This window comes from Bacteroides sp. An51A, assembly GCF_002161565.1.
Taxonomy (GTDB): domain Bacteria; phylum Bacteroidota; class Bacteroidia; order Bacteroidales; family Bacteroidaceae; genus Phocaeicola; species Phocaeicola intestinalis.
In genome coordinates this window covers 374,010-395,870 of sequence record NZ_NFIC01000003.1, presented here as the reverse complement: position 1 = coordinate 395,870, position 21,861 = coordinate 374,010, and the positions used below count along the sequence as shown (strand labels likewise).

Annotated in this window: 13 protein-coding genes; 5 read left to right on the top strand and 8 right to left on the bottom strand. The window is 48.5% G+C overall.

The window, feature by feature from the left end:
* Nucleotides 1–15: 15 nt before the first annotated feature.
* Nucleotides 16–1,299 (top strand): rhamnogalacturonan acetylesterase, encoded by a 1,284-nt coding sequence (locus tag B5G04_RS07900; RefSeq protein WP_087396731.1) that lies wholly within the window; start codon nucleotides 16–18, stop codon nucleotides 1,297–1,299.
* Here the strand turns inward: B5G04_RS07900 and B5G04_RS19755 are convergent.
* From B5G04_RS19755 to B5G04_RS07890, 3 genes are all read right to left on the bottom strand, one after another.
* On the bottom strand, nucleotides 1,224–1,523 hold the full coding sequence (locus tag B5G04_RS19755; protein ID WP_158100072.1) for a hypothetical protein: 300 nt from the start codon (nucleotides 1,521–1,523) through the stop codon (nucleotides 1,224–1,226). The two genes, B5G04_RS07900 and B5G04_RS19755, sit on opposite strands and share 76 nt — an antisense overlap.
* Nucleotides 1,524–1,668: 145 nt before the next feature.
* On the bottom strand, nucleotides 1,669–3,762 hold the full coding sequence (locus tag B5G04_RS07895; RefSeq protein ID WP_022039935.1) for a beta-galactosidase: 2,094 nt from the start codon (nucleotides 3,760–3,762) through the stop codon (nucleotides 1,669–1,671).
* Nucleotides 3,763–4,309: 547 nt separating this feature from the next.
* Complete coding sequence (locus B5G04_RS07890; protein WP_087396607.1) at nucleotides 4,310–5,392, bottom strand: IS110 family transposase; 1,083 nt, start codon at nucleotides 5,390–5,392, stop codon at nucleotides 4,310–4,312.
* A gap of 509 nt (nucleotides 5,393–5,901) precedes the next feature.
* Here B5G04_RS07890 and B5G04_RS07885 point away from each other — a divergent pair.
* The 4 genes from B5G04_RS07885 to B5G04_RS07870 all read left to right on the top strand — a co-directional run bounded on the left by B5G04_RS07885 (nucleotide 5,902) and on the right by B5G04_RS07870 (nucleotide 11,357).
* A complete protein-coding gene (locus B5G04_RS07885) occupies nucleotides 5,902–6,537 on the top strand; it encodes a DUF4450 domain-containing protein (protein ID WP_087396605.1) in 636 nt (211 codons plus the stop codon).
* Nucleotides 6,534–7,955, top strand: coding sequence for a glycoside hydrolase family 28 protein (locus B5G04_RS07880; protein WP_087396603.1), 1,422 nt, complete (start codon nucleotides 6,534–6,536; stop codon nucleotides 7,953–7,955). Before B5G04_RS07885 ends, B5G04_RS07880 begins: the two co-directional genes overlap by 4 nt.
* Before the next feature lie 89 nt (nucleotides 7,956–8,044).
* On the top strand, nucleotides 8,045–9,943 hold the full coding sequence (locus tag B5G04_RS07875; protein WP_087396729.1) for a rhamnogalacturonan lyase: 1,899 nt from the start codon (nucleotides 8,045–8,047) through the stop codon (nucleotides 9,941–9,943).
* 13 nt (nucleotides 9,944–9,956) lie between these two features.
* Entirely contained in the window at nucleotides 9,957–11,357 is a 1,401-nt protein-coding gene (locus B5G04_RS07870; protein WP_087209608.1) for a glycoside hydrolase family 88 protein, read from the top strand.
* Nucleotides 11,358–11,430: 73 nt separating this feature from the next.
* Here B5G04_RS07870 and rhaM read toward each other — a convergent pair whose 3' ends face one another.
* The 5 genes from rhaM to B5G04_RS07845 form a co-directional block, all read right to left on the bottom strand.
* A complete protein-coding gene (gene rhaM, locus B5G04_RS07865) occupies nucleotides 11,431–11,745 on the bottom strand; it encodes an L-rhamnose mutarotase (RefSeq protein WP_022039940.1) in 315 nt (104 codons plus the stop codon).
* 194 nt (nucleotides 11,746–11,939) lie between these two features.
* Nucleotides 11,940–13,586 carry a rhamnogalacturonan acetylesterase gene (locus B5G04_RS07860; protein WP_022039942.1) on the bottom strand — a complete coding sequence of 549 codons (1,647 nt, stop codon included), beginning with the start codon at nucleotides 13,584–13,586 and terminating at the stop codon, nucleotides 11,940–11,942.
* Between the two features lie 293 nt (nucleotides 13,587–13,879).
* Complete coding sequence (locus B5G04_RS07855) at nucleotides 13,880–15,202, bottom strand: glycoside hydrolase family 28 protein (protein ID WP_225226445.1); 1,323 nt, start codon at nucleotides 15,200–15,202, stop codon at nucleotides 13,880–13,882.
* A 229-nt stretch (nucleotides 15,203–15,431) separates the two neighbouring features.
* Nucleotides 15,432–18,668: a DUF6250 domain-containing protein gene (locus B5G04_RS07850; RefSeq protein WP_087396601.1), complete on the bottom strand. Its 3,237-nt coding sequence runs from the start codon at nucleotides 18,666–18,668 to the stop codon at nucleotides 15,432–15,434.
* Nucleotides 18,669–18,751: 83 nt separating this feature from the next.
* Entirely contained in the window at nucleotides 18,752–21,748 is a 2,997-nt protein-coding gene (locus tag B5G04_RS07845) for a sugar-binding domain-containing protein (RefSeq protein WP_087396599.1), read from the bottom strand.
* Nucleotides 21,749–21,861: the final 113 nt, after the last annotated feature.

Below are 21,861 nucleotides of genomic sequence, written 5' to 3'. Positions count from 1 at the left end.
ACACCTATGAATAAGATGAAACCAAACATTCTATTCAGCCTGCTGATAGCCGGATGGATTCCGGCTGCAGGCCTATCGGCACAAACCTACGACTTTACCTTTGCTCCCAACAAAGCGGATAAAGGAAGCACAACCAACTACATTACCCCCGATTCACTATATCCAGGAGAAGGACACTTCGGCTATGACCTCATTCCTGCCCCTGATAGAAAATCGGACCAGCCATTCTTCTTCTCGGTTGACGTACCCGATGGTAATTATCGCATCACCGTCACCCTAGGAAGCAAGAAAAAAGCAGGACTCACCACCGTAAGAGGTGAATCGCGCCGCTTGTTCCTGAACAGAATCCCTACCCGCAAAGGAGAATTCAAGACCTTTACATTCGTTATCAACAAACGTAATACGGTTATTGACGGAGAGGAAAAAGTACGTATCAAACTACGCGAAAAAAACAAGTTGAACTGGGATGACAAACTCACGCTGGAATTTAATGGCAGCGCCCCTTGCGTAGCAAACATAAAAATAGAACGGGCAGACAATGTCCCTACAGTTTTCCTTGCCGGAAATTCTACCGTAGTAGACCAAGACAACGAACCGTGGGCAAGTTGGGGACAGATGATTCCCGCTTTCTTCAACGACCGCGTATGTTTTGCCAACTATGCCGAAAGTGGCGAACGTGCCGATACCTTCATCAAGGCAGGACGCCTGAAGAAAGCTCTCACGCAAATGAAACCAGGCGACTACATGTTCATCGAATTCGGACATAACGACCAGAAACTGAAAGGACCCGGCAAGGGAGCCTATTACTTCTTTGCCACCCAGCTGAAGACTTTCATCGATGAAGTACGTCTCAAAGGAGGCACTCCGGTCTTCGTTACCCCGACCCAACGCCGCTCATTCGATGAAAACGGCAAGATACTTGAAACCCACGAAGACTATCCCGATGCCATGCGCTGGGTGGCACAGCGCGAACAGGTACCAGTCATCGAACTGCACGACATGACCCGCACACTGTATGAAGCACTGGGAGTAGAAACCTCGAAGAAAGCCTTTGTACATTATCCTGCAGGCACTTACCCGGGACAGACTCGCGAACTTGCCGATAATACCCACTTCAACCCTTACGGAGCCTACGAAATAGCTCGCTGTATAGTAGAAGGAATCCGTGGGCTGAACCTTCCATTCGCTGCCTGTCTGAAAGACTATCAGCCTTTTGACCCAGCTCATCCTGATAATCCAGACAGTTTCCAATGGGATGACAGCCCATTCACCGAAATAGAGAAACCGGACGGAAACTGAGAAACTGTTTTGAATTTATCGTGTGCTGATTGGGGATAAGTTTTTAAGCTGTTTTGAGAAGCTGTTTTGAATTTCTCCAAAAAGTTTTTCTTGGCTTGATGTATCCGTTTTCGTGTGTGCTTTGGGCGATTTTTTGGTCCTTTCCGCTCCTGTTCTTCGTCAGATAGCCCGCTATCTTCCTCATCACAGAAGCGGAAATGCCACAAAAACTCATCCCAAATCATCGCACGATAAATTCAAAACAGCTTCTGAATTTCTACAAAAAGTATTTTTGCTTGATGCATTTACTTTGAGCGATAAATTCAAAACAGCTTAATTATAGATTTTCATGAACAATACCTAATAAACCGATTGTATATCCATCAGTTATCATTCACTACTTTTCATTTGTGACTTAAATACTAAAACACCTGCTGTAGGAATATCAGGTGTCCCTATCATCACTTTGCTATCATCTGGAAGATTGAAATGGTAAGGACGGTCGCTATAGTTTAAAACGATACCGAATCCATTACGGTATTCAAGAGTAATCCCATAAGGAAGGTCGAGTACAGGGATTTGTAAACGGGCATAAAGTTTGTCTAATATACGGCGTTCCAGCTTGCCATCACGCGTGTCAACACCGATATATGTAACTGTTCCCTTACCTAAACGACGAAAAGTAACGGCTGGCCTTCCATCATAAAACTCATCTTTGTAAGTCGCCCATACTTCATTTTCTTTGCCAGGGACAAGAATTTCACCCCATGTATTCCATAGATAATCTGTTCCATCCATTGAGACCTTTCCAGGTATGTCGGGCAACAAAAGGTCATAAAAATCAATCCGGTTTCCTGTCAGTTTATCCAACATGGCACCGAAAGGAGCTTCGGGAAAACGTCCGAAACGGTCTTTCTGTCCTGTACGGCATGTCAGCACCAAATTACCTCCCTGCTCTACATATTTCATCCAACGGCCGACTAACGCAGTATCGGCAAGTTCGTATGCCGGAACAATCATCACAGGATATTGGGTAAAGTCTTTTTCTTCGGAAATGAAGTCTACCGGTGCACCATACGCCTTCAATGCCCTGTAATAATGATTCAGATGATGGAAAGTATCCCAGGTACGGTTTTGCTTCTGGCGGTCCATACTCCAATAATTTTCCGGATTCCAAAGCACGGCAGTAGTGCGCTTCAGATAGGCTTCCGGTTTATGGTCGAGAGGTGCGGCTTCTTTTCGCAGAGTCTTTATCTCTTGTATGAATTGTGCATATTCGTGACCTCCGGGAGTCAATGTCACACCGTCAGTACCTACAATTCCATAATGATACTGCTCGGTGCCATAAAGAGGTTGCCGGTAACGATAAGTACAGATAAAGTCGGAGCCACCGGCAAAAACACTCCACAACCACAGACGGACAGCTCCGGGAAGCGGCTGTGGGTTAATACTTCCCCAGTTGACTTGTCCGGGCTGGAGTTCCATTACTCCATAAGTGCCGTTTATCGGACGTACGTAATCGTTTGCCATAGCAATACGCAAGGGGTTTCCAACCCGGTAGCCCCGACGTCCGATTCCTTCATTATCGCCATATACCATATAGCGTGTATAGCTTACGAAATCAAGCTGCCTGCTTCCACCGATAATTCCTCGGTCGTAATCGGGAATATAATTAGTGGTAACCCACTGGTCATGTGCATACTGTTTGATAAGGCGACACTGCTCGTCGAGGAAGTCGTTAGTCACGTGTGCAGCGTAGCGCTTGTAGTCCAGTATCTGATGGGCATTCATAAACATCTGTGCCATCTTGGGGAGAGTAATTTCATCGAATGACGCATATACCTCGCTCCAGAAAGCAGTTCCCCAGGCGCGGTTCAGCGCAGTGATATCATCATGGTATTTCTGGCGCAGGAAATCGCGGAACCCCAGTTCGGCCTGCTTGTTGTAGTCAAACTGCACATTTGGTTCGTTATCCAGTTGCCAGCCTATGATACGCGGGTCATCGCCATAATGCTGCGCCAGAGCTTCTATCATGCGTGCAGCCAGCTTACGGTACAAAGGCGAGGCGAAAGAGGCATGTTGACGGGCACCATGGTCGAGGATAGTACCATCTTCGTTCCGGACGAGTATTTCCGGATATTTCCGGCTGAGCCATACGGGTGGAGTGGCAGTAGATGTACACATAATGACTTTCAGGTCGTACTTGGCAGCCAGTTCCACTGCCTTGTCCAACCAGCTGAAATCGTAGATACCTTCTTCGGGTTCCAGCTGCGCCCAGGCAAATTCGGCAAAGTGCGTAAACTCGAATCCCAATTCGTGCATTCGTTTCAAGTCTCGTTCCCACTGGCTTTCGTCCCAGTGTTCGGGATAATAATAAGCCCCTGTCAGAGTCAGGTCTTTTTCGTCAAACCACTGCTTTTGGGCACAAATGCCGTTCACCGACAAAACACTCCCCAGCAGCAAAGCAATCCATTGTTTTTTCATCGCAATATAATTTAAACATGAGTAGACAAATCCACAAGATGATGAACTAAGAAATTGTTTTGAATTTCTACAAAAATTTTTCCTGGCTTGATGTATTCGTTTTCGTGTGTGCTTTGGGTAACCAAATCATCGCACGATAAATTCAAAAACAGTTTCTTCTATGTTGTAATCCAAATATCCAGAGAATTTTTTTATTTTATTAAAGGTTTTCATTAGCTTTGTAATCAAGGAGTTGAAGAGGACGCAAGCTCTGCTGAGGAGCAACTTGCCAGCAATAGACTCCCTGCGTTACGCCGTAACATTGTTGAGGGATGGGACATCGGTCCTGTCCCTTTGTGTTACGGATATCGCTACATGGCTAAGAAAACCTGCCGTTTTCCTTGCCGGAACTTATTATATGGACAACCTTCTATCAGTGAACCGGGAAGTTCCCGGTCACATGTTCCTTTTCAGTCCTATTAAAGTAAAATGCCGCATTCTAAAGAAAGCAGACCTGATGGCTGCAAGAAACTGTCAGCGGTCATTCATATAGTTGTTGTCCATCGTGTCATTCAACTGTCTCATTCTTATATCTCCTTTTATATTTCAAGACATAAAAGATCCGGTTCAACAGTTTTCGGGCTATCCGCACAATGGCCTTGTTAGGCTCCATCCGCCGTGTCAGCTTTGAAAAAGCCATGTTCAAGGCCGGGTCAATCCGGGCTGCGAACCATGCGCATTCTATCAGTTTGCTTCTTAACTGCATTTGCCCCCGGAAGGTCATCTCCCCCTTATTGTCTTTCTCACCCGTGGAGTGGGAAGTGGGGACAAGGCCGATATACCCCGCAAGCCTGTCCGAATTGGCGAAACGCCGTATATCTTCCAGTTCGGCGAGTAAAGACAAAGCCGTTATCATGCCTATGCCCGGGACGGAACGTAGCAGTTCGTAGTCGGTGGCATATCCGTCTGAACGGGAAAGCGCCCTCAGCTTCCGTGTCGCTTCCAGAAGAAGCCTGCGCTGTGACTCTACGGAATCCAGCAAAAGGGAAAGACCGGCACCCCCTTCCTCCGTATCCATGCGGATGCCGTTACGCAGCCAGTTCATGAAAGCGCGTGACCAGTGGGTGCCGCTGTGCTGGAATTCTTTAGGATAGTCAATCCCATAATAATACAGGAATGCCTTGACGCGCTGTTTCATTCTTGCCAGGTCACGGACAAGGGCGTCACGGCTGCGCAAAAGGGTACGGACCTCCAATGTCTCCCTGCAAGGGACATGGATGGCTGTCAGTTCATTGTTACGCAGAGACCTGGCTATTTTCCTGCTGTCCACTGCATCCGTCTTCTGAAGACGTTCCTTCTGGCTGGTGGAGACATCCGCCGGATTAACCACTATATTCTGTATTCCCATTTCAACCAATTTATAATGCGCCCAAAAGCCACTGAAACCCGCTTCATAGGCTGACAGATAATTCCCGTTGGGAAAATGCGCGTGAAGATAAGAGGACAGGGCTTCCGGACTCGGGGGCTGAACGAATGTCTTGTGGTGGAGATGCCCGCTCAGAATACTTACTGTCCAACTCTTCAGATGCACATCAATTCCTACGTAAATATTTTGTCCTTCAAAATTTAATGTGTTACTTTGTTTACGCATAAAGTCATAGGTTTTATTAAGTTATTTCTTTCATTTACAAATTTAATAATTCTCTTGGCTTTATGCTATTTTGCTAGCACATTACAAACATAGGAACTAACAGGTCCTTAATAATATTTTAATGAATGTCCGCATTCATCCAATACATACCCCTAAAAAATGAATATATACTGCATCCGCAGTTGAATATATACTGCATTCGCGGTTGAATATATACTGCATCCGCCTACGAATATATACTGCATCGGCAAACGCAGTACTACTGCATTTTCAACTCAGTCGAATTGGCTAATTGCGGACATTCATTATATTTTAAGGTATCTGAAAACCTTATCGCCTCATCAACTAAAAAACAATACAAAACTAAGAAGATTTTCCGCGCTTTCCATACCCTCCCTTTCTTTTTGCACAAATATCAAGGTTTCTGTATAATATTCCATGTAGCTGTATGCTGGAAAACACTACTTTTGCACTACAAACACATAGACAACATCAAATATTGACCAATTATGAAGAAATACATTTGGGCAGTCATCTGCTTCATAGTTTGCCATGTCCTGCCTGCCAAAGCACAGTATGCTGGCAGCTATCCGATGACCGACGGGTCGGGGACATTAAGACTGGGCATAACCGGAAACGGACAAGACAGATGGCTAAAAACAAACGATACACTGATGAAAGAGAGCCTCATCATCCGGCACATCCTTCTGAAAGACACGCAAGGCTTCATCCTGGAAGTAACGAACCATTCTTTGCCCGACAGCGTCAGGCTGGTATGGGCATTGGGAGGTTTCGATTCGCCCACCCCTTCCACCGATATCGCTCCGGAAACCTGCCGCGACAATATATTTAATATAGAAGGTCACCAAATAACCGTCTATCATGGAAAAATAATGCATCTGCGGGTGACTCAAGCACTCGTACCTCCACATATCGAAGTCCGCCTGTGCGACGGGAACCAGCAAGAAACGCCGATGACACTTTTCACGTCTGGGAAAAAGACAGATGCGCCCGTATTTTGCGGTACAAGCTATATTCCGCAGGGAGAAACCGTATACTTCTGCCTCTACAAACCGAACCGACAGGCTGACTACGCCTATTACATGCTACCCGAACTTGTACAATCTTTAAAACACCGACCATGAAAATACTGATTCACATTCTGTTTGCCCTGCTAGGCTGCAGCCACCTGTCTGCCGCCATTTACAATGTAAAAGATTTCGGAGCCACTGGAGACGGAACTCATATCGATTCCGAAGCCATCAACCGTGCTATCCGAAAAGCTGCTTCCGGAGGAGGAGGAACAGTCTATGTACCGGCAGGCGAATATGCCTGTTATTCCATCCGGCTGGCAAGCCATATCCATTTATACTTGGAACAAGGAGCCACACTCATAGGAGCTTTCCCGACACCGACCGGAAAATACGACTCAGCCGAGCCAAACAGCCATGATACATATCAAGACTTCGGACACAGCCATTGGCAAAACTCGCTCATCTGGGGCATCGGACTGGAAGACATTACCATCAGCGGTCCCGGTACCATCTACGGCAAAGGGCTGACACGTGAAGAAAGCCGGCTGGACGGTGTAGGCAACAAGGCTATCAGCCTGAAAGACTGCAAGAATGTAACCTTAAAAGACCTGAATATGTTCCAGTGCGGACATTTCGCCCTGCTGGCTACCGGGGTGGACAACCTGACCATCACCAACCTGAAAGTGGATACAAACCGCGATGGATTCGATATAGACTGCTGTCGGAACGTACGCATCCTGGCTTGTAGTGTCAATACCCCTTGGGATGATGCCATCGTACTGAAGGCTTCGTATGCCTTGGGCACTTTCAGAGATACCGAAAACGTCACCATCTCCGACTGCTATGTCAGTGGCTACGACCGCGGTTCGATGCTGGATGCTTCGTGGCAATTGGACGAGCCTCAAGCTCCCGACCATGGCTACCGTACAGGCCGCATCAAGATAGGAACCGAATCAAGCGGAGGATTCAAGAACATAGCCATTACCAATTGTATCTTCGAACATTACCGGGGACTGGCTTTAGAAAGTGTAGACGGAGGTAGTTTGGAAGACATTGTTATCAGCAACATCACTTTGCGCAACATTGTCAATGCCGGCATTTTCTTACGCCTGGGAGCACGGATGCGGAGTCCTGAAGGGACGCCTGTAGGGAGTATGAAACGCATCCGCATCAGCCATGTCAATGCTTACAACATCGACTCACGCTATGCTTCCATTATTAGCGGAGTACCCGGTGCCATTATCGAAGACGTAAGCCTAAGCGATATACACCTTTATTATAAAGGAGGATATACTCAAGCAGACGCAGTCAACCCTGTACCCGAAGCCGAAAAAGCCTACCCTGAACCTTGGATGTTCGGTACTGTTCCGGCAAAAGGATTTTACATCCGTCATGCACGCGACATTTTTTTCGACCAAGTCAGCTTCCACTTCGAACAACCCGACGAACGTCCGCTGTTCGTAACCGGTGATGCAGAAAACATCCATTACGAAAATATCCGGGTAAACGGAAAGAAAATAAATCAATAATCGTCATTTAATTAAAAACCAATAACACAAACAAAGACATGAAAACACAAAACAAATGGCTGCTGCCGATAGCCCTCTGTTGTACCTGCATGGCAGGAACGGCACAGCCTCGTTACGATTTCGAACACATGCAACGCGAAAAACTGGGACGTGGTGTAGTGGCCATCCGTCAAAATGTCAATCAGGTAGCTCTATCATGGAGATACTTGTCTTCCGACCCCATCGAAACAGCTTTCAATCTGTATCGCAACGGAACAAAGATAGCCACCGTTCCAGCTGGAACAGGTACATTCTATACCGATTCGTATCAAGGAAAGCAGGCAGCTGTCTATACCGTAAAGCCTCTCGTCAATGGAAAAGAAGCAGAAGGCAGCTCGTATACCCTGCCGGCAAATGCACCTGCAGGCTACATCAACATCCCGCTCGACCATCCTGCCGACGGAGTGACTCCAACCGGAGATACTTACACTTATAGTCCGAACGATGCTTCCATCGGCGATGTAGACGGAGACGGAAACTACGAAATTATCTTGAAATGGGATCCATCAAATGCACATGACAATGCACATGACGGATACACGGGTAATGTCTATTTCGATTGCTACCGCCTGACGGGCGAAAAGCTGTGGCGCATAGACTTGGGCAAGAACATCCGTGCCGGTGCACACTATACCCAATTCATGGTGTACGACCTGAATGGTGACGGACGTGCTGAAGTGGTAATGAAGACTTCTGACGGAACGATAGACGGAAAAGGGAATGTGATAGGCAATGCCAATGCGGACTACCGCGAACCGGGTGACCCACAAGCCCCACGAGGAGGCGATTTCTCGCCCAATGACCCTCGAAGCAAACGGAATGCAGGTGCACCTCCCCGCAATCAGGGACGTATCCTGACCGGAAACGAATACCTCACTGTATTCAGCGGACTGACTGGCGAGGCTTTGAAAACCATCGATTACGTTCCTGCCCGAGGCAACCTGCAAGACTGGGGCGATACACGTGCCAACCGGAGCGACCGCTATCTGGCATGTATCGCTTATCTGGACGGAAAGCACCCCAGCGTAGTGATGTGCCGCGGCTATTACACACGCGTCACACTGACTGCTTTCGACTGGGATGGAAAGGAACTGAAGCAACGCTGGATGTTCGACAGTTACCAACCCGGCTGGGATGATTACTCCGGACAAGGGAACCACAACCTGCGGGTAGCCGATGTGGACGGAGATGGATGCGATGAAATCATTTATGGCTCATGCACCATCGACCATGATGGAAAAGGACTGTACTCTACCCATTTGGGACACGGCGATGCCTTGCACCTGACACAGTTCGATCCGTCAAATCCCAGACTACAAGTATGGGCATGTCACGAAAACCGCAAAGACGGTTCTACTTTCCGCGATGCAGCTACAGGCGAAATCCTGTTCCAGATACCAGACAAATCAGATGTAGGACGTTGTATGGCAGCCGACATCGACCCCACAAACTATGGTGTGGAAATGTGGTCGCTGGCATCAGGCGGCATCCGGAACTTCAAAGGAGAGACAGTGGTTCCTGGACGTGTTCCCGGACTATCCTATAACATGGCTGTATGGTGGGACGGTGATCTGCTACGCGAACTACTGGACAAGAATCGAATCAGTAAGTACGACTGGGAAAACAAACGCTGTAACATCATCGCAACTTTCGATGGATGCGATTCGAACAACGGTACCAAGTCTACCCCCTGCCTGCAAGGAGACATCATAGGAGACTGGCGCGAAGAAGTATTGCTCCGTACCACCGACAACAAATCCTTACGGCTCTATGTCACGACAATACCCACGTCTTACCGTTTCCATCCGTTTACAGAAGACCCGATATACCGTATCAGCATCGCTACCGAAAATGTAGCTTATAACCAACCGACACAACCTGGTTTCTACATCGGTCCTGATTTGAAAAAAGGCATATTCAGAGGATTTGACTTCGATCATTCAAAATAAAACATAGAAAAACATGAACGCATTTACACGAAACACCGCATTACTGGCATGCCTCTTCCTGGGAGGCATTGCCTCGGCACAAGAAAACGGGCAACCGGTCAATGATTCAAACACTCCTTTACACCTGCTCAAACCCGCCTATCGGGTAGGCTATGGAGTCGTCTCCGCCGATGATATCAAACAGGACATGGACCGCGTTTTACGTTACCTGCAAGGAAACACGCCCACCCACGTGACAGATAGCCGCACAGGCGAACGCATCACCGACTATGCACGGATAGACCGACATGCCCAACTGGAACGCGGAGCCTTCCGTCTTGCCAGCTACGAATGGGGAGTAACTTATTCCGCCATGCAAGCTGCTTACGAGGCAACCGGCGACAAAGCTTATCAAGACTATGTATACGAACGGTTCAGGTTTCTTGCCGAAGTGGCACCTTACTTCCGGAAAGCATACGAAAAAGAAGGGGACATCGACCCACAGATGCGCCAAATCTTAATGCCCAAGGCACTGGATGACGCAGGAGCCGTATGTGCCGCCATGCTCAAAGCGCAGCTGAAAGGTGCCAAGCTGCCCGTAGATGACTTGATTGACAATTATTTCGACTTTATCATCAACAAGGAATACAGGCTGGACGATGGAACCTTTGCCCGCAACCGTCCTTATCACAATAGCGTATGGCTGGACGATATGTTCATGGGTATCCCTGCCGTTGCACTCATGGGAAGCTATGATGAAAGCAAACGCCAGACATATTATGATGAAGCAGTCAAACAAATCCGCCAGTTTGCCGACCGTATGTTCGTATCCGAAAAAGGCTTGTTCCGCCACGGCTGGGTAGAAGGCATGACAGACCATCCGGCATTCCACTGGGGACGTGCCAATGGATGGGCAATTCTGACAATGTGTGAAGTGCTTGACGTCCTGCCCGAAAACTACGAAGGACGCGAAGACATTCTGAATCTGCTCCGTGCCCATGTACGCGGACTTGCCGCCTGCCAAAGCAAAGACGGATTCTGGCATCAACTACTCGACCGCAACGATTCGTATCTGGAAACATCCGCTACTGCCCTCTATGTATATTGCATGGCACATGCCATCAATAAAGGCTGGATTGATGCCATGGCTTACGGACCGGTAGTACAACTGGGATGGCACGCCGTATCATCTGCCATTAACGAAAAAGGTGAAGTAGAAGGAGTATGCGTAGGTACCGGTATGGGATTTGACCCGGCATTCTATTATTACCGGCCGGTTAATGTGTATGCCGCTCACGGATATGGACCGGTTATATGGGCTGGTGCCGAAATGATTTGCTTGCTGAAACAGCAACATCCCCGTTCCAATGACAGTGCCGTATTGTTTTACCGCACCCCACAGCAGACCGAGGAACCTATTTTCAATGAGGAATAAAAAATGAAGGACGAAGAATAAAAAATAAGCCACAAACCTATTCTTTATTCTTCGTTCTTCATTTTTCATTGAATCAGTCCATGTGGAAGACTTCCTTCAAAGGCACAGATACAGGCGAATTATCCGGATTCACTTCCATAATATCTGCCATATAGTCCCACCATTTCTGCACAATTTCCTGTGCGCCCAAATCTTGCGAACCAGCTTCACCTTCCGTCTTCTGAAACGCAAAAAGAATATTAGTTTCCTTATCCCAGTAAATGGAATAATCGAACACACCGTTTTTCGCCAGCAATTCTTTCATTTCGGGCCAAATGGCAGCATGGCGTTTTTCATACTCAGCCTCACATCCAGGCTTCAAATACATCTTAAAAGCTTCTCTTTTCATGGTTCTTCGTTTTTAAGGCTCCTCACCACAGAAGACACAGAGTCACACAGAAGAATTATATATTTACTATTTCCCGATTGACGAAATACGTTTCATATCAAAATAGGAAATTGTCAAATTGTAAATTAAAAAGACTCTGTGTGCCTCTGTATTCTCTGTGGTGAAACACACCATTATTAATTGTTAATTATTAATCATTTCAAGTATTCTTTCAATGCACAATCAGTCTGTTGTAACCCCTCGGCTATGCTCTTCGCATTCAGGCGCGCACCTTTAAGCGAAGTGTGCGTATGGTCTTTACAGAAATAAGGCATCACTTCTTTCAATCCTTTTTCGTAACCTAACTTTTGCAATTTATCTCCCGTTATCTTATTCAGGTCAATGAAATAGGCACCGGCTCTTTCAGCTGCCTCACGGGTCCATTTACCGAATGAAGAAGCATTGCTTTGGATTTTTCCATTATCCCACATATTACGGGGCGTATGGCTCAACACAACCGGGATGGCTCCTTTCTCCTTGGCATCCATGATAAACTTACGGAGATACCACCCGAAGGTATAAACTACATTATATTGCTTGGTAGCTTCCATCAAGAAAACCTTACTTTCATCGCCAGCTCCAGGCAGTTCGGCACGTGCCTTTCCGGTATGAATGTCACCTGCATCGTTATGTCCGAACTGAATCAAGACGAAATCACCGGGTTGGAGAGCATTGTACACCTTGTCCCAGCGTCCTTCTTCCAGATATGTACGTGCACTGCGCCCGGCTTTGGCACAATTTTCTACCGTAATACGGTCTAAGTCGAACAATTCAGCAATCACGCTTCCCCAACCCCATTGTCCATCGGGATCCTCATCTTGATTGCGCACCGTGCTGTCGCCTACGGTAAACAATACCGGACATCCTTCCTTACGGCTTGCACCTGTCACCGTATCTTTTTCTACCGGTTTCAAATACTTGGCAAGCTCCAGTCCTTTGCAGGCACGGATACCTTCGGCAGCAGACGCTGCGTTTACGCGTGCCCCGAAGGTGCTGGTATGAATACGGTCCAGATAGAACATCGTCTTCACCTTTTCCTTACCGAACTTCTCAAACTTACGGGCAGATATTTCGTTCAGGTCGATAAAGGGTACGTGCTCTTTCTTTGCCACCTGTTTTGCCCACAACCCGAAAGTCTTATTTACACGCGTAATAATGGTACTGTCGGCATCTTCCCACGCATTGCGCGGAGTAAGTGAGAACAAGATGGGATGGGCACCCTTCGCTTTCGTCTCACGGATAAACCGGCGCATGTACTCACCATAGGTATAAACAGTTTCTTTTTCACCAGTTTCCTTGATAGTCACATTCAGTGTGTCCTTCCCTATGCCCGGAATTGATGCACGGGCACGCCCGCTATCGTACGGACCATTGTCATTATGCCCCAGTTCGATAATGACCCAGTCACCTTTACGCACACCTTTCAATACGTCTTTCCACAACTTGGTATAAAAGGTACGGCTACTGGTTCCACCCAAGGCATGGTTCTCTACCGTAATCTTGTTTTCATCAAAATACTCGTGGGCAAAATACCCCCAGCCCCACTGGCCGTTATTCCCATTACCCAAAGTACCGGTACGCATAGTCGAGTTTCCCACAAGAAACAATACCGGATTGTCTCCCTTCCGGCTGGACCCGGCAACGGGACGCACGGTATTTGCCTTGTTCAAGCTGTCCAAGGTAAGGTCGGTCACCTGATTGACATCTTTCATCGGAGCTGCCACTTGATTTTGGGCAGATACAGACATACCCGCTATCCCCAGCAGGCACGCCATGACGCTTTGCAGCATTTGTCTTTTCATACGTGTTTTTTATTTTCAAAATTAGGAAAAATATACCATCCTCTACATAGATAATCATGCAAAATCCTATAAAATCGTGTACATCCAAGTTCCCGGATATCCCAAACGGCAACAAATCCCGGTGTACCGACGGATGAGGAGGTTTACTTTTGTCTGTACACCGGGATATCGTTCTCCAGGCAATCTGCTATACGAACATCAGATTATCAATCGAACATCCGACGCACCTGTATGCCCCATGCCCTGCAACTATTATCACACCTCCACGCATATAGTTGCGTGGCAAGGCTCAATTATTTCCGCAACAACACATCGTAAGAGACACCATTCTCGTGCAATCCTTCCACATGATGTATCCGGTTGACGAACTGGCGCACGGTGTCTACTTTTACTTGCTCGATAAAGACATCCCGGATAGGCTCTTCGGCCTCACCTTTCAATTCGTAGATGGCATCCGCCGACTTACAATGCACGTTTTTCATATAAATTCCCCGTATACGGGTCAGCTTCCGCTCATACGTGGGCACCAGGTCTTTCCACTGGTAAAGCACATCGGTATCTATTTCGAAAGCACGCAACATATCGCCCGCCTCAATGTTTTCCAGGTAGATGTTTTCAATAAAGCCTCCTCTGCGGTGATTGGTTTTCAAGAAGAACAGCCTGAGCACCTTTTCGGGCACTGTGCAATCGTGCATGTAAATATTCCGCACTCCACCCGACATCTCGCTTCCGATACCTAGCAGCACATGCCCTTTGCGGATGGCACAATGACGGACCACAATATTCTCGCATGGAGTATGCAGGCGCCAGGCATCCTGATTACGTCCCGACTTGATGACCACGGCATCATCTCCCTGGTCGAAGGTACAATGTTCTACCAGAAAATTACGGCTCATCTCGAAGTCGATACCATCATTGTTATGTCCGTGTGCCTGAACATCGAGGTTACGCACCACACCGCTGTTGCACAGATACAGGTGAATGGTCCAAAATGGGCTTTGCCGGATCTTGAACCCGTCCAGCAACACATGGTTACAACGGTTGAAATGAATCAGGTGCGGACGCAGGTTATTTTCACCCTGTGCCATTTGACGTTGCTCTACCGGTACATCCGTAGAGCCCATGGAATACAGCTGTGCCAATGCATGCAGGTGAGCCTGCGGACGCTTGAACCATACCCGCCACGTATCCATCTTGGGTGCCAGTGTACCGCTCCCCGTAATAGCTACATTTTCACACCCGAAAGCATATACCAAGGGAGAATAATTATAACACTCCAGCCCTTCCCACGAAGTCATCACCGCCGGAAGATAATCGGCTGGATTGTCACTAAAACGCAATACCGCACCTTCCTGCAAATGCAGGTTGACATTACTTTTTAAATGAATAGGACCTGTCAGCCATTCCCCCTCAGGCACTACTACCCTGCCCCCTCCGGCACGGTTACATGCTTCTATTGCCTTTGCTATAGCACGGGTATTTATCTTCTCTCCTCCCTCTACAGCCCCATACCGCGTTATCACAAAATCTTTTTCGGGAAATGAACACAACGTGACCGAATCCATCGGGAAAGGTGCTTCCACCGGCACCCTTTCGTAGATACGCTCTGTAGCCATCACCGCCACAAAGGGTAAGGCACACAGACAAGTCAAAATCAAGTTTCTTTTTTTCATAATGCATTTATTGTTTATTTATGCCAATCTGGAGTTAAAAAAGAGTTAGAGACATTATCGCCCGCCAGGCGGACTGGAAGTCAGAAGCCAATATTTTTTGTATCGGTTTCAGAAACTGGGACACCTTGTATCTCTCAGAAACTGTTTTGAATTTATGTGAACAGTTTCTTAGTTATTGCGGAATCACCTCCTGCATATAAATAGCATCCAGGCTCCACGAAGCTGCATCGTTGGTACTGATGGAGGTATCTTCATCCAGCGGAACAGGAGCTTCGGGAGGTGCCATTCTCTTGATTTCCAGCACTGGGGAAAGCTTTTGTTTCTTCCTGCTCCACAGGTCCTCCCATGCCTCAGCAGCCAGCTTCGGGTCATACAGGTGCCAGGCAGCGTATGCTGTCAGCCGGCAAATACGGAAATGATTATACTGCTTAAAGTCGCGCGCATGCTCCAGCCATACCCGGTTAAACTCAGGTATCTCAATCATGTCCTGCATCTCGTTCATAATTTCGAAACCTCCCATAATGGTCATCAAGTGATTGGTGTTTTTCAGCGTCGGGTCTCCTTCGTACGTAATAACTCCGGTAGCGGGGTCGAAGCCCAATGCTTTGTTACCGGTAAACATACCGTTAGGGAGCGAAGCAATGCTTTTCATACCCGTCACAATCTTATCCCGATAGGCCACGTTACGGGTCCGTTCCCACTCTGTCATCCAATTGCCTGCATAAGCCAGCCAGTCGGGACCAATGCGCAAACGTGCCGGAGCCGAACAAGGGAACTTGCTGCGCGGCTCAGCCAACCGCATCGGGTCGAGAGTATAAAGTTTCTGCTCGGTATCTTTTACTTCACTCATCAGATCACCGCTCCGTTCATCGGTTGTCAGATAATAATAAAAACGGTTCCATGCAGCCTGGCTAATACGTGCTTCTTTGGCTCCACATCCCCAATGGCTGACATTATGACGGCTTCCCAATCCAGCATTCGGACCGATGTGATACACATCCACTTCGGTTGTATGACGAGTCATTGCCTCAGCCATCTTCCATATATCATACTTGCCTGTACGCAGGAAACTATACCACAACCACATATTGGAGGCCAGTTCGGTATTATCCCATGCAAAACCGCCCACATCGTAACGCCACGTATGGCGGACCGCATCATAAGCATGCATAAAGTCGCCATAATTCCAGAAGCCATACCATTTGTGCTGCTCGATGGCATGGTGATAAAAACGAAGATAAGACTCCAGGCGGTCTTCTACCATGCTGCGTGCCGGCGTGCTCCTGTCAGGCAACGACCAAATACCGAAAGCCCGGCAAGCGTGCAGATATTCTGGCGTACAAAGCAACGGAGCAGCTTGTGCCAACAGATGTGCCTTGTCAGCTATGCCCTTCTTTCCCGGGTAAGCCGGTTGCAGAACCAGTGTAAGCGTATGCGTACGGGCTATGCCGTAAGGAGTACTCATCCCCTCCTGTACATCTTCATAACTGGCGTTCAAATCATGTGCCACCTTATCGTAATGCCGCAAGTCCATGGCTTCGGCTTCCGGACTCCACAACCATGCTATCAGCGATGCCTCGGAAGAACGGGCATGCTGTACTTCTAGCGAAGCCGGATAAGCCTGCCAGAAATCTTGCAGGCATACACCAAGTCCTCCGCTAACATCACCAGCAAAAGCATATCCCTCTGCACGTGTACCAGTAAAGGTGCCTATCCACGGACGGTCTGCCAATGCCCTTTTGCGGATAGAAAAAGCATTGTCACTGAGTTGAGACAAACGGTAATTATCCCATGCCGCCCAATGGTCTATCAAGGTACGGTTTTTTTCATCAAACTCTTCATAAGCAGGAATCCGCTTGCCCTCCATCTGCTGTTGTTGCAACGTATCATTACCTGCCAAAGTCAATATCCTTCTTCCTACCAAAGGCTGTACCGGCTCCGACCATACTCCCCCATCGGCACAAGCAAAAGCAATGTGACGGTTGTATAGCTCCTCACGCATGGGCACACTGAAACGCACACCCAGCGAACGGATAAAATCCTTATCCTGGTCTCCATCGAATACAAAAGAGTGTACCATGCGTATCTGCTCGCTACCTGCATAGAAATACAGGCGCAAAACGAAAGGCAACCATTCCCGTTCTTCATTCCGAAGCATTCCTTCCAACTTAATGGTAGCACGGACATTGCCTACCCGTTCTACCATCGTCCGACAAAGTTTGGTAGCGAACCGATGGACATGAAATTCGTCCGAGTCTTCTCCTGAAGGCTTATCTTGTACCGATGCTATCAAGTCTGCCTTTCCGCCTACTTTCACCTTGCCATAAAATAAGCTGTCAATAAAAAAAGCACCCGAACGTGGTATATAAGCGGTAATAACTCCTGTAGACACCTTCACTCCGTGAACACTCTCTTCTACCTGCAAAGCTGTATCCGATGCATCTGCCTCTTTGGAAGAAACCGGAACTACCTGCAAGCCGGAAGTATTGCCCGGAACTACTGCTGCCATACCCGCCCACTTTACCGAACCATCGGGCCAATAGGCTGTAGTCCATACATCGGAAGCAATTGTCTTACCATCATCGGTCTGTAAACGCAAGGTTGTGCCGGGCTGCACTTCCCCTTGGCGGAAAGGTACACCCCAACTGACGCTACTGGCTTGAGAAGGCACATCACCTACCCAATGAAGCCGTGCCGTTTCCTGCGCCGACTGGTAAGAATAACGGAAATTCGTAATCCGGGTCCGTGACAGAGTTGTACGGAATCCAAACCATCCTTCAGCCAACGGACGGGGATCGTTAAAATCCACCAACCGTTCTCCGTCAATATAATATTGCACCCGGTTTCCTTTATTAACGAGCCTGATATGGTACCATTTATTGGCTTTCAATAAATGTGCCTGGTCGGTATATTCTTTCAGGATGCCCGGACGTTGGGCTGCATCGCTCACCCCAGCCTGATTGCCATCGTACCGTCGGAAACGGGTTGTAGAATTGTAATTGCCTCCATAGCCCAGGTAATAAAGCTGTAGCGAATAACACTTCAAGAACTCCCCTTGACGCCAGTCCATACGCTGCCAGATATCTTTTGCCTGCGGATCGGATGCCATCCAAAAACAATTCAGGTCACTCAAACGGTCACCCGGCTTCCCCTCGTCCACCACACAAGCATCATATTCGATTACGACATTTCCACTCATCTTCTCTTTCCGCCATAAAGTCAATCCTTTAGGCGAAAGAATTTCACATGTATCTCCCGAAAATGAAACTTCATAATCCGGAGATTCCGACTCTACTTTCCAATACTTGTCAAACAGCTTCTTGTCCAGTCCGGACACTTCGCCTGCAGGCTGCGCATAGGCTATCCACGCCATGCATACCGCCATCCCTGCCAATACTAATTTCTTCATACGCTTTTATTCATAAAAACCTACCTAACAAAAATATACAGCTTCTCTGAAGAGGATAATCTTCTCCAGAGGAGCTATGTCCTTTAACGGTTCAGATGTTCTTTAAATTCTATTTCCACTATCCGAAGCTCATGTCCGGTCTCGGCACCGCCCTTTGCCTTGAACAAGTCCAGTTCGTTCGCCACCGGTGCGGCAACCTCGACTATCTGGCCGAATGCATCGTCTTCCTTACTGCTGCCTTTCAGGCGGATGGTTATCTCCGAAGCCGGCACTGGCTTCACATTCAGATGCACATAACCCAGGCTCTTATCGGTTTCGCCGCTCCATACCAACGTGTCTCCGGCATAGATTTCCAACGGATAGCTGCGCATGCGCCAGCCCGTCAGCTTGAGGCAGACTTCATCTATCCGCGCAATGCGTTCCAACCGGTAAGTAATCCAGGCGGTAGAAGCTTTCCCGTCATTCCGCCACTCGCTCAATTCGTTATCATCGAAACTGTTGCCTGCCTTTTCGGTATGAGCTCCCGCCCGGGCAGAGAGAACCGCCACATCTACAGCACGGTCACGATAAGAAGGCGTATCCGGCGTTTCGCCACGGGTAAGCCTGCCTGCCAGACAATCTCCCGGTATATATGTGCTCAACCCATTTTCCACTTCTATGCTTTCGGTTGAAAGTGCCAGTTCGGCAGGCTGCAATCCCTTGGCTTCGGCTTTCAGCACGATTCGTCCGGACCGGGTGTGCGAACGCAACAGCACACGGTTCACGCCACACTCCACCGGCAAGTCTTCCGACAAGATATAATTGTCCGGTCCCTGCGCAATGCCTCCACGCCATTCGGCAGGCCCATCCAAGGTGAAATGAATCAAGTCATTTGCCAAGGGGCAACGGCGCCCCTGTGCATCGACCACCTCCACTTGCACCAAAGCCAAATCGGCACCGTCGGCTTTCCAGCCGTCCGGGTTCTGAATGGCGGCCAGCTTGATTGCAGCCGGTTCGCCTGCTGTTTCCAGACGGGTACGCACCGCTTCCTTGCCTTCATTATATCCAATAGCCTCCAGGGTTCCTGCCTCGAAAGCCACACTGTCGGCGGTAAACAGGAAATGATAGTCACGGTGAACGCCTTCCACCGCTTTTCCATTGACCAGCAAGGCGACACTGTCTGTATTCGAAACGACATATACCGGCTTTACCGTACCGGCATCATAGTTCCAGTGCCCTACGATATGGATACGGGGCTGTTCCGTATCTACCCAGCCGTCCCACATCACCTGATGGGCATAGTACGAGTCTTTCGGGATGCGCATCGGGTCGGTATCTCCGCTCCGGCGATAGTTTTCCACCCCGCGGAAATGGGTATTCGTATCCGAAAAGATGATTTTCGCACCGCCTGAGCTGACACGCCGCCCCGTCCCCGGACGCTCGCGCCAATAATCGAACCAGCGGATGACATTCTCTACAGCAAACGAATCCTGGTTGCGGTTATACACACTGGCATCGGCATGCTTCTGGGTCTTGCCCGTAGCAGCCGAATGATATGCCGTATTCCCTTCACCGTCTTTATGGAACGGATACGAATAATTGTCCCAATACTTACGCAATCCCTCGTCGCGGCAATACTCCATCGCCCACATCGGATGGTGCGCACTCTTGTTGATGTAAAGCATTTCGCCCCCGTATTCCGCATCACGGATATCCAGCATCTCGCGCGAACCGATGGCACGGCCTCCATGATAATCGTACCGGTCACGTATGGCTTTCATTTCGAGCATGTGCTCACGGCTGATGGACTCGTTGCCGCACTCGTAGAAAAGAATGCTCGGATTGTTGCGGTTATAAATAATGGCATCACGCATCACAGCCTTGCGCTGTTCCCAACGCACGCCTGTACAGTCTTTTTCAGCGTCACCTGCCGGCATCGCCTGAATCAGCCCCACACGGTCGCACGACTCCACGTCCTGTTTCCAGGGCGTAACATGCATCCAGCGCACCAGGTTGGCATTGCCTTCCACCATCAGCCCGTTGCTATAGTCGCTCAGCCATGCCGGAACCGACATGCCCACGGCAGGCCATTCGTTGCTGGTACGCTGGGCAAAGCCTTTCAACTGAATCACCCGGTCGTTCAGCCACACCTTGCCTTCGGCAAAACGGGTCTTGCGGAATCCGGTACGCGTCACCACCTCGTCGGTTTTCTTCCCATCAATTACCAAAGCGGTCTTCACGGTATACAGATATCCGTATCCCCAACTCCAGAAGTGCAGTCCGCCCACTTCCGCCTCAGCAGACAATATTGCTGTGCCGCCTGCCGGAACCGTCTGCTCTTTACCCGAAAAACGCTTCACCAGCTTGCCGTCACGGTCCAGCAGCTCTACCTCATAACCTACCGTCTGCGCCTTCTTTGTCTCGTTCTTCACTTCCGACTCGGCATGCACAACGGCTTTACGCGATTGTACCCGGATATCTTCGGCATAGACATACACTCCTGTCGTTTTCAGATTGCTATAAAGCGGAAGGGTCTGATAAACCTTTCCGGTCACGTGTAGCCATACGTTCTTGGGCAGACCGCCGTAGTTGGCATTGAAATTGCGGTCGCTCCACTGGTACTTCACGCCCGTAGACCGCTCCGCATAATCCCAGTCGTTGTCAATACGGGCGGCAATCACATTTTCTCCCGAATGAATATAAGGTGTCAGATCGAATCCGAAAGCCATCACCCCGTTCTCGTGCTGTCCCACCAGCTTCCCGTTCACATACAGGTCGATGCCCTGGCGTGCCCCTTCAAACTCGATAAACACCTTCCTCCCTTTTGCCTCTGCCGGAAGGCGGAAATGCTTGCGGTACCACACAATGGTATCGGTCAAGTCTTTTATATTTACGCGGAAAGCCTCGTCTTCATTGAACGCATGGGGAAGCGTCACCTTCTCCCAATCTCCATCCGCATACTTGGGCGACTCTGCCCGTTCCATATCTCCAATCTTCAGCAGCCAGTCGCTGTTGAAATTATACTTCTTCCGTTCGCTTGCCTGTATCCCCATTGCCACGGCAAACAACACGATGCCTACAATAAAACGCTTCATTTTCATGATATCAATGTCCGGTTAAATTATGCGTCGCTAAATTAGGGATAAAATCAGTTCTGCCTATGGATTTTTGTATTTATATATAGAAATTCGTACACAGCAAATCATAACATACC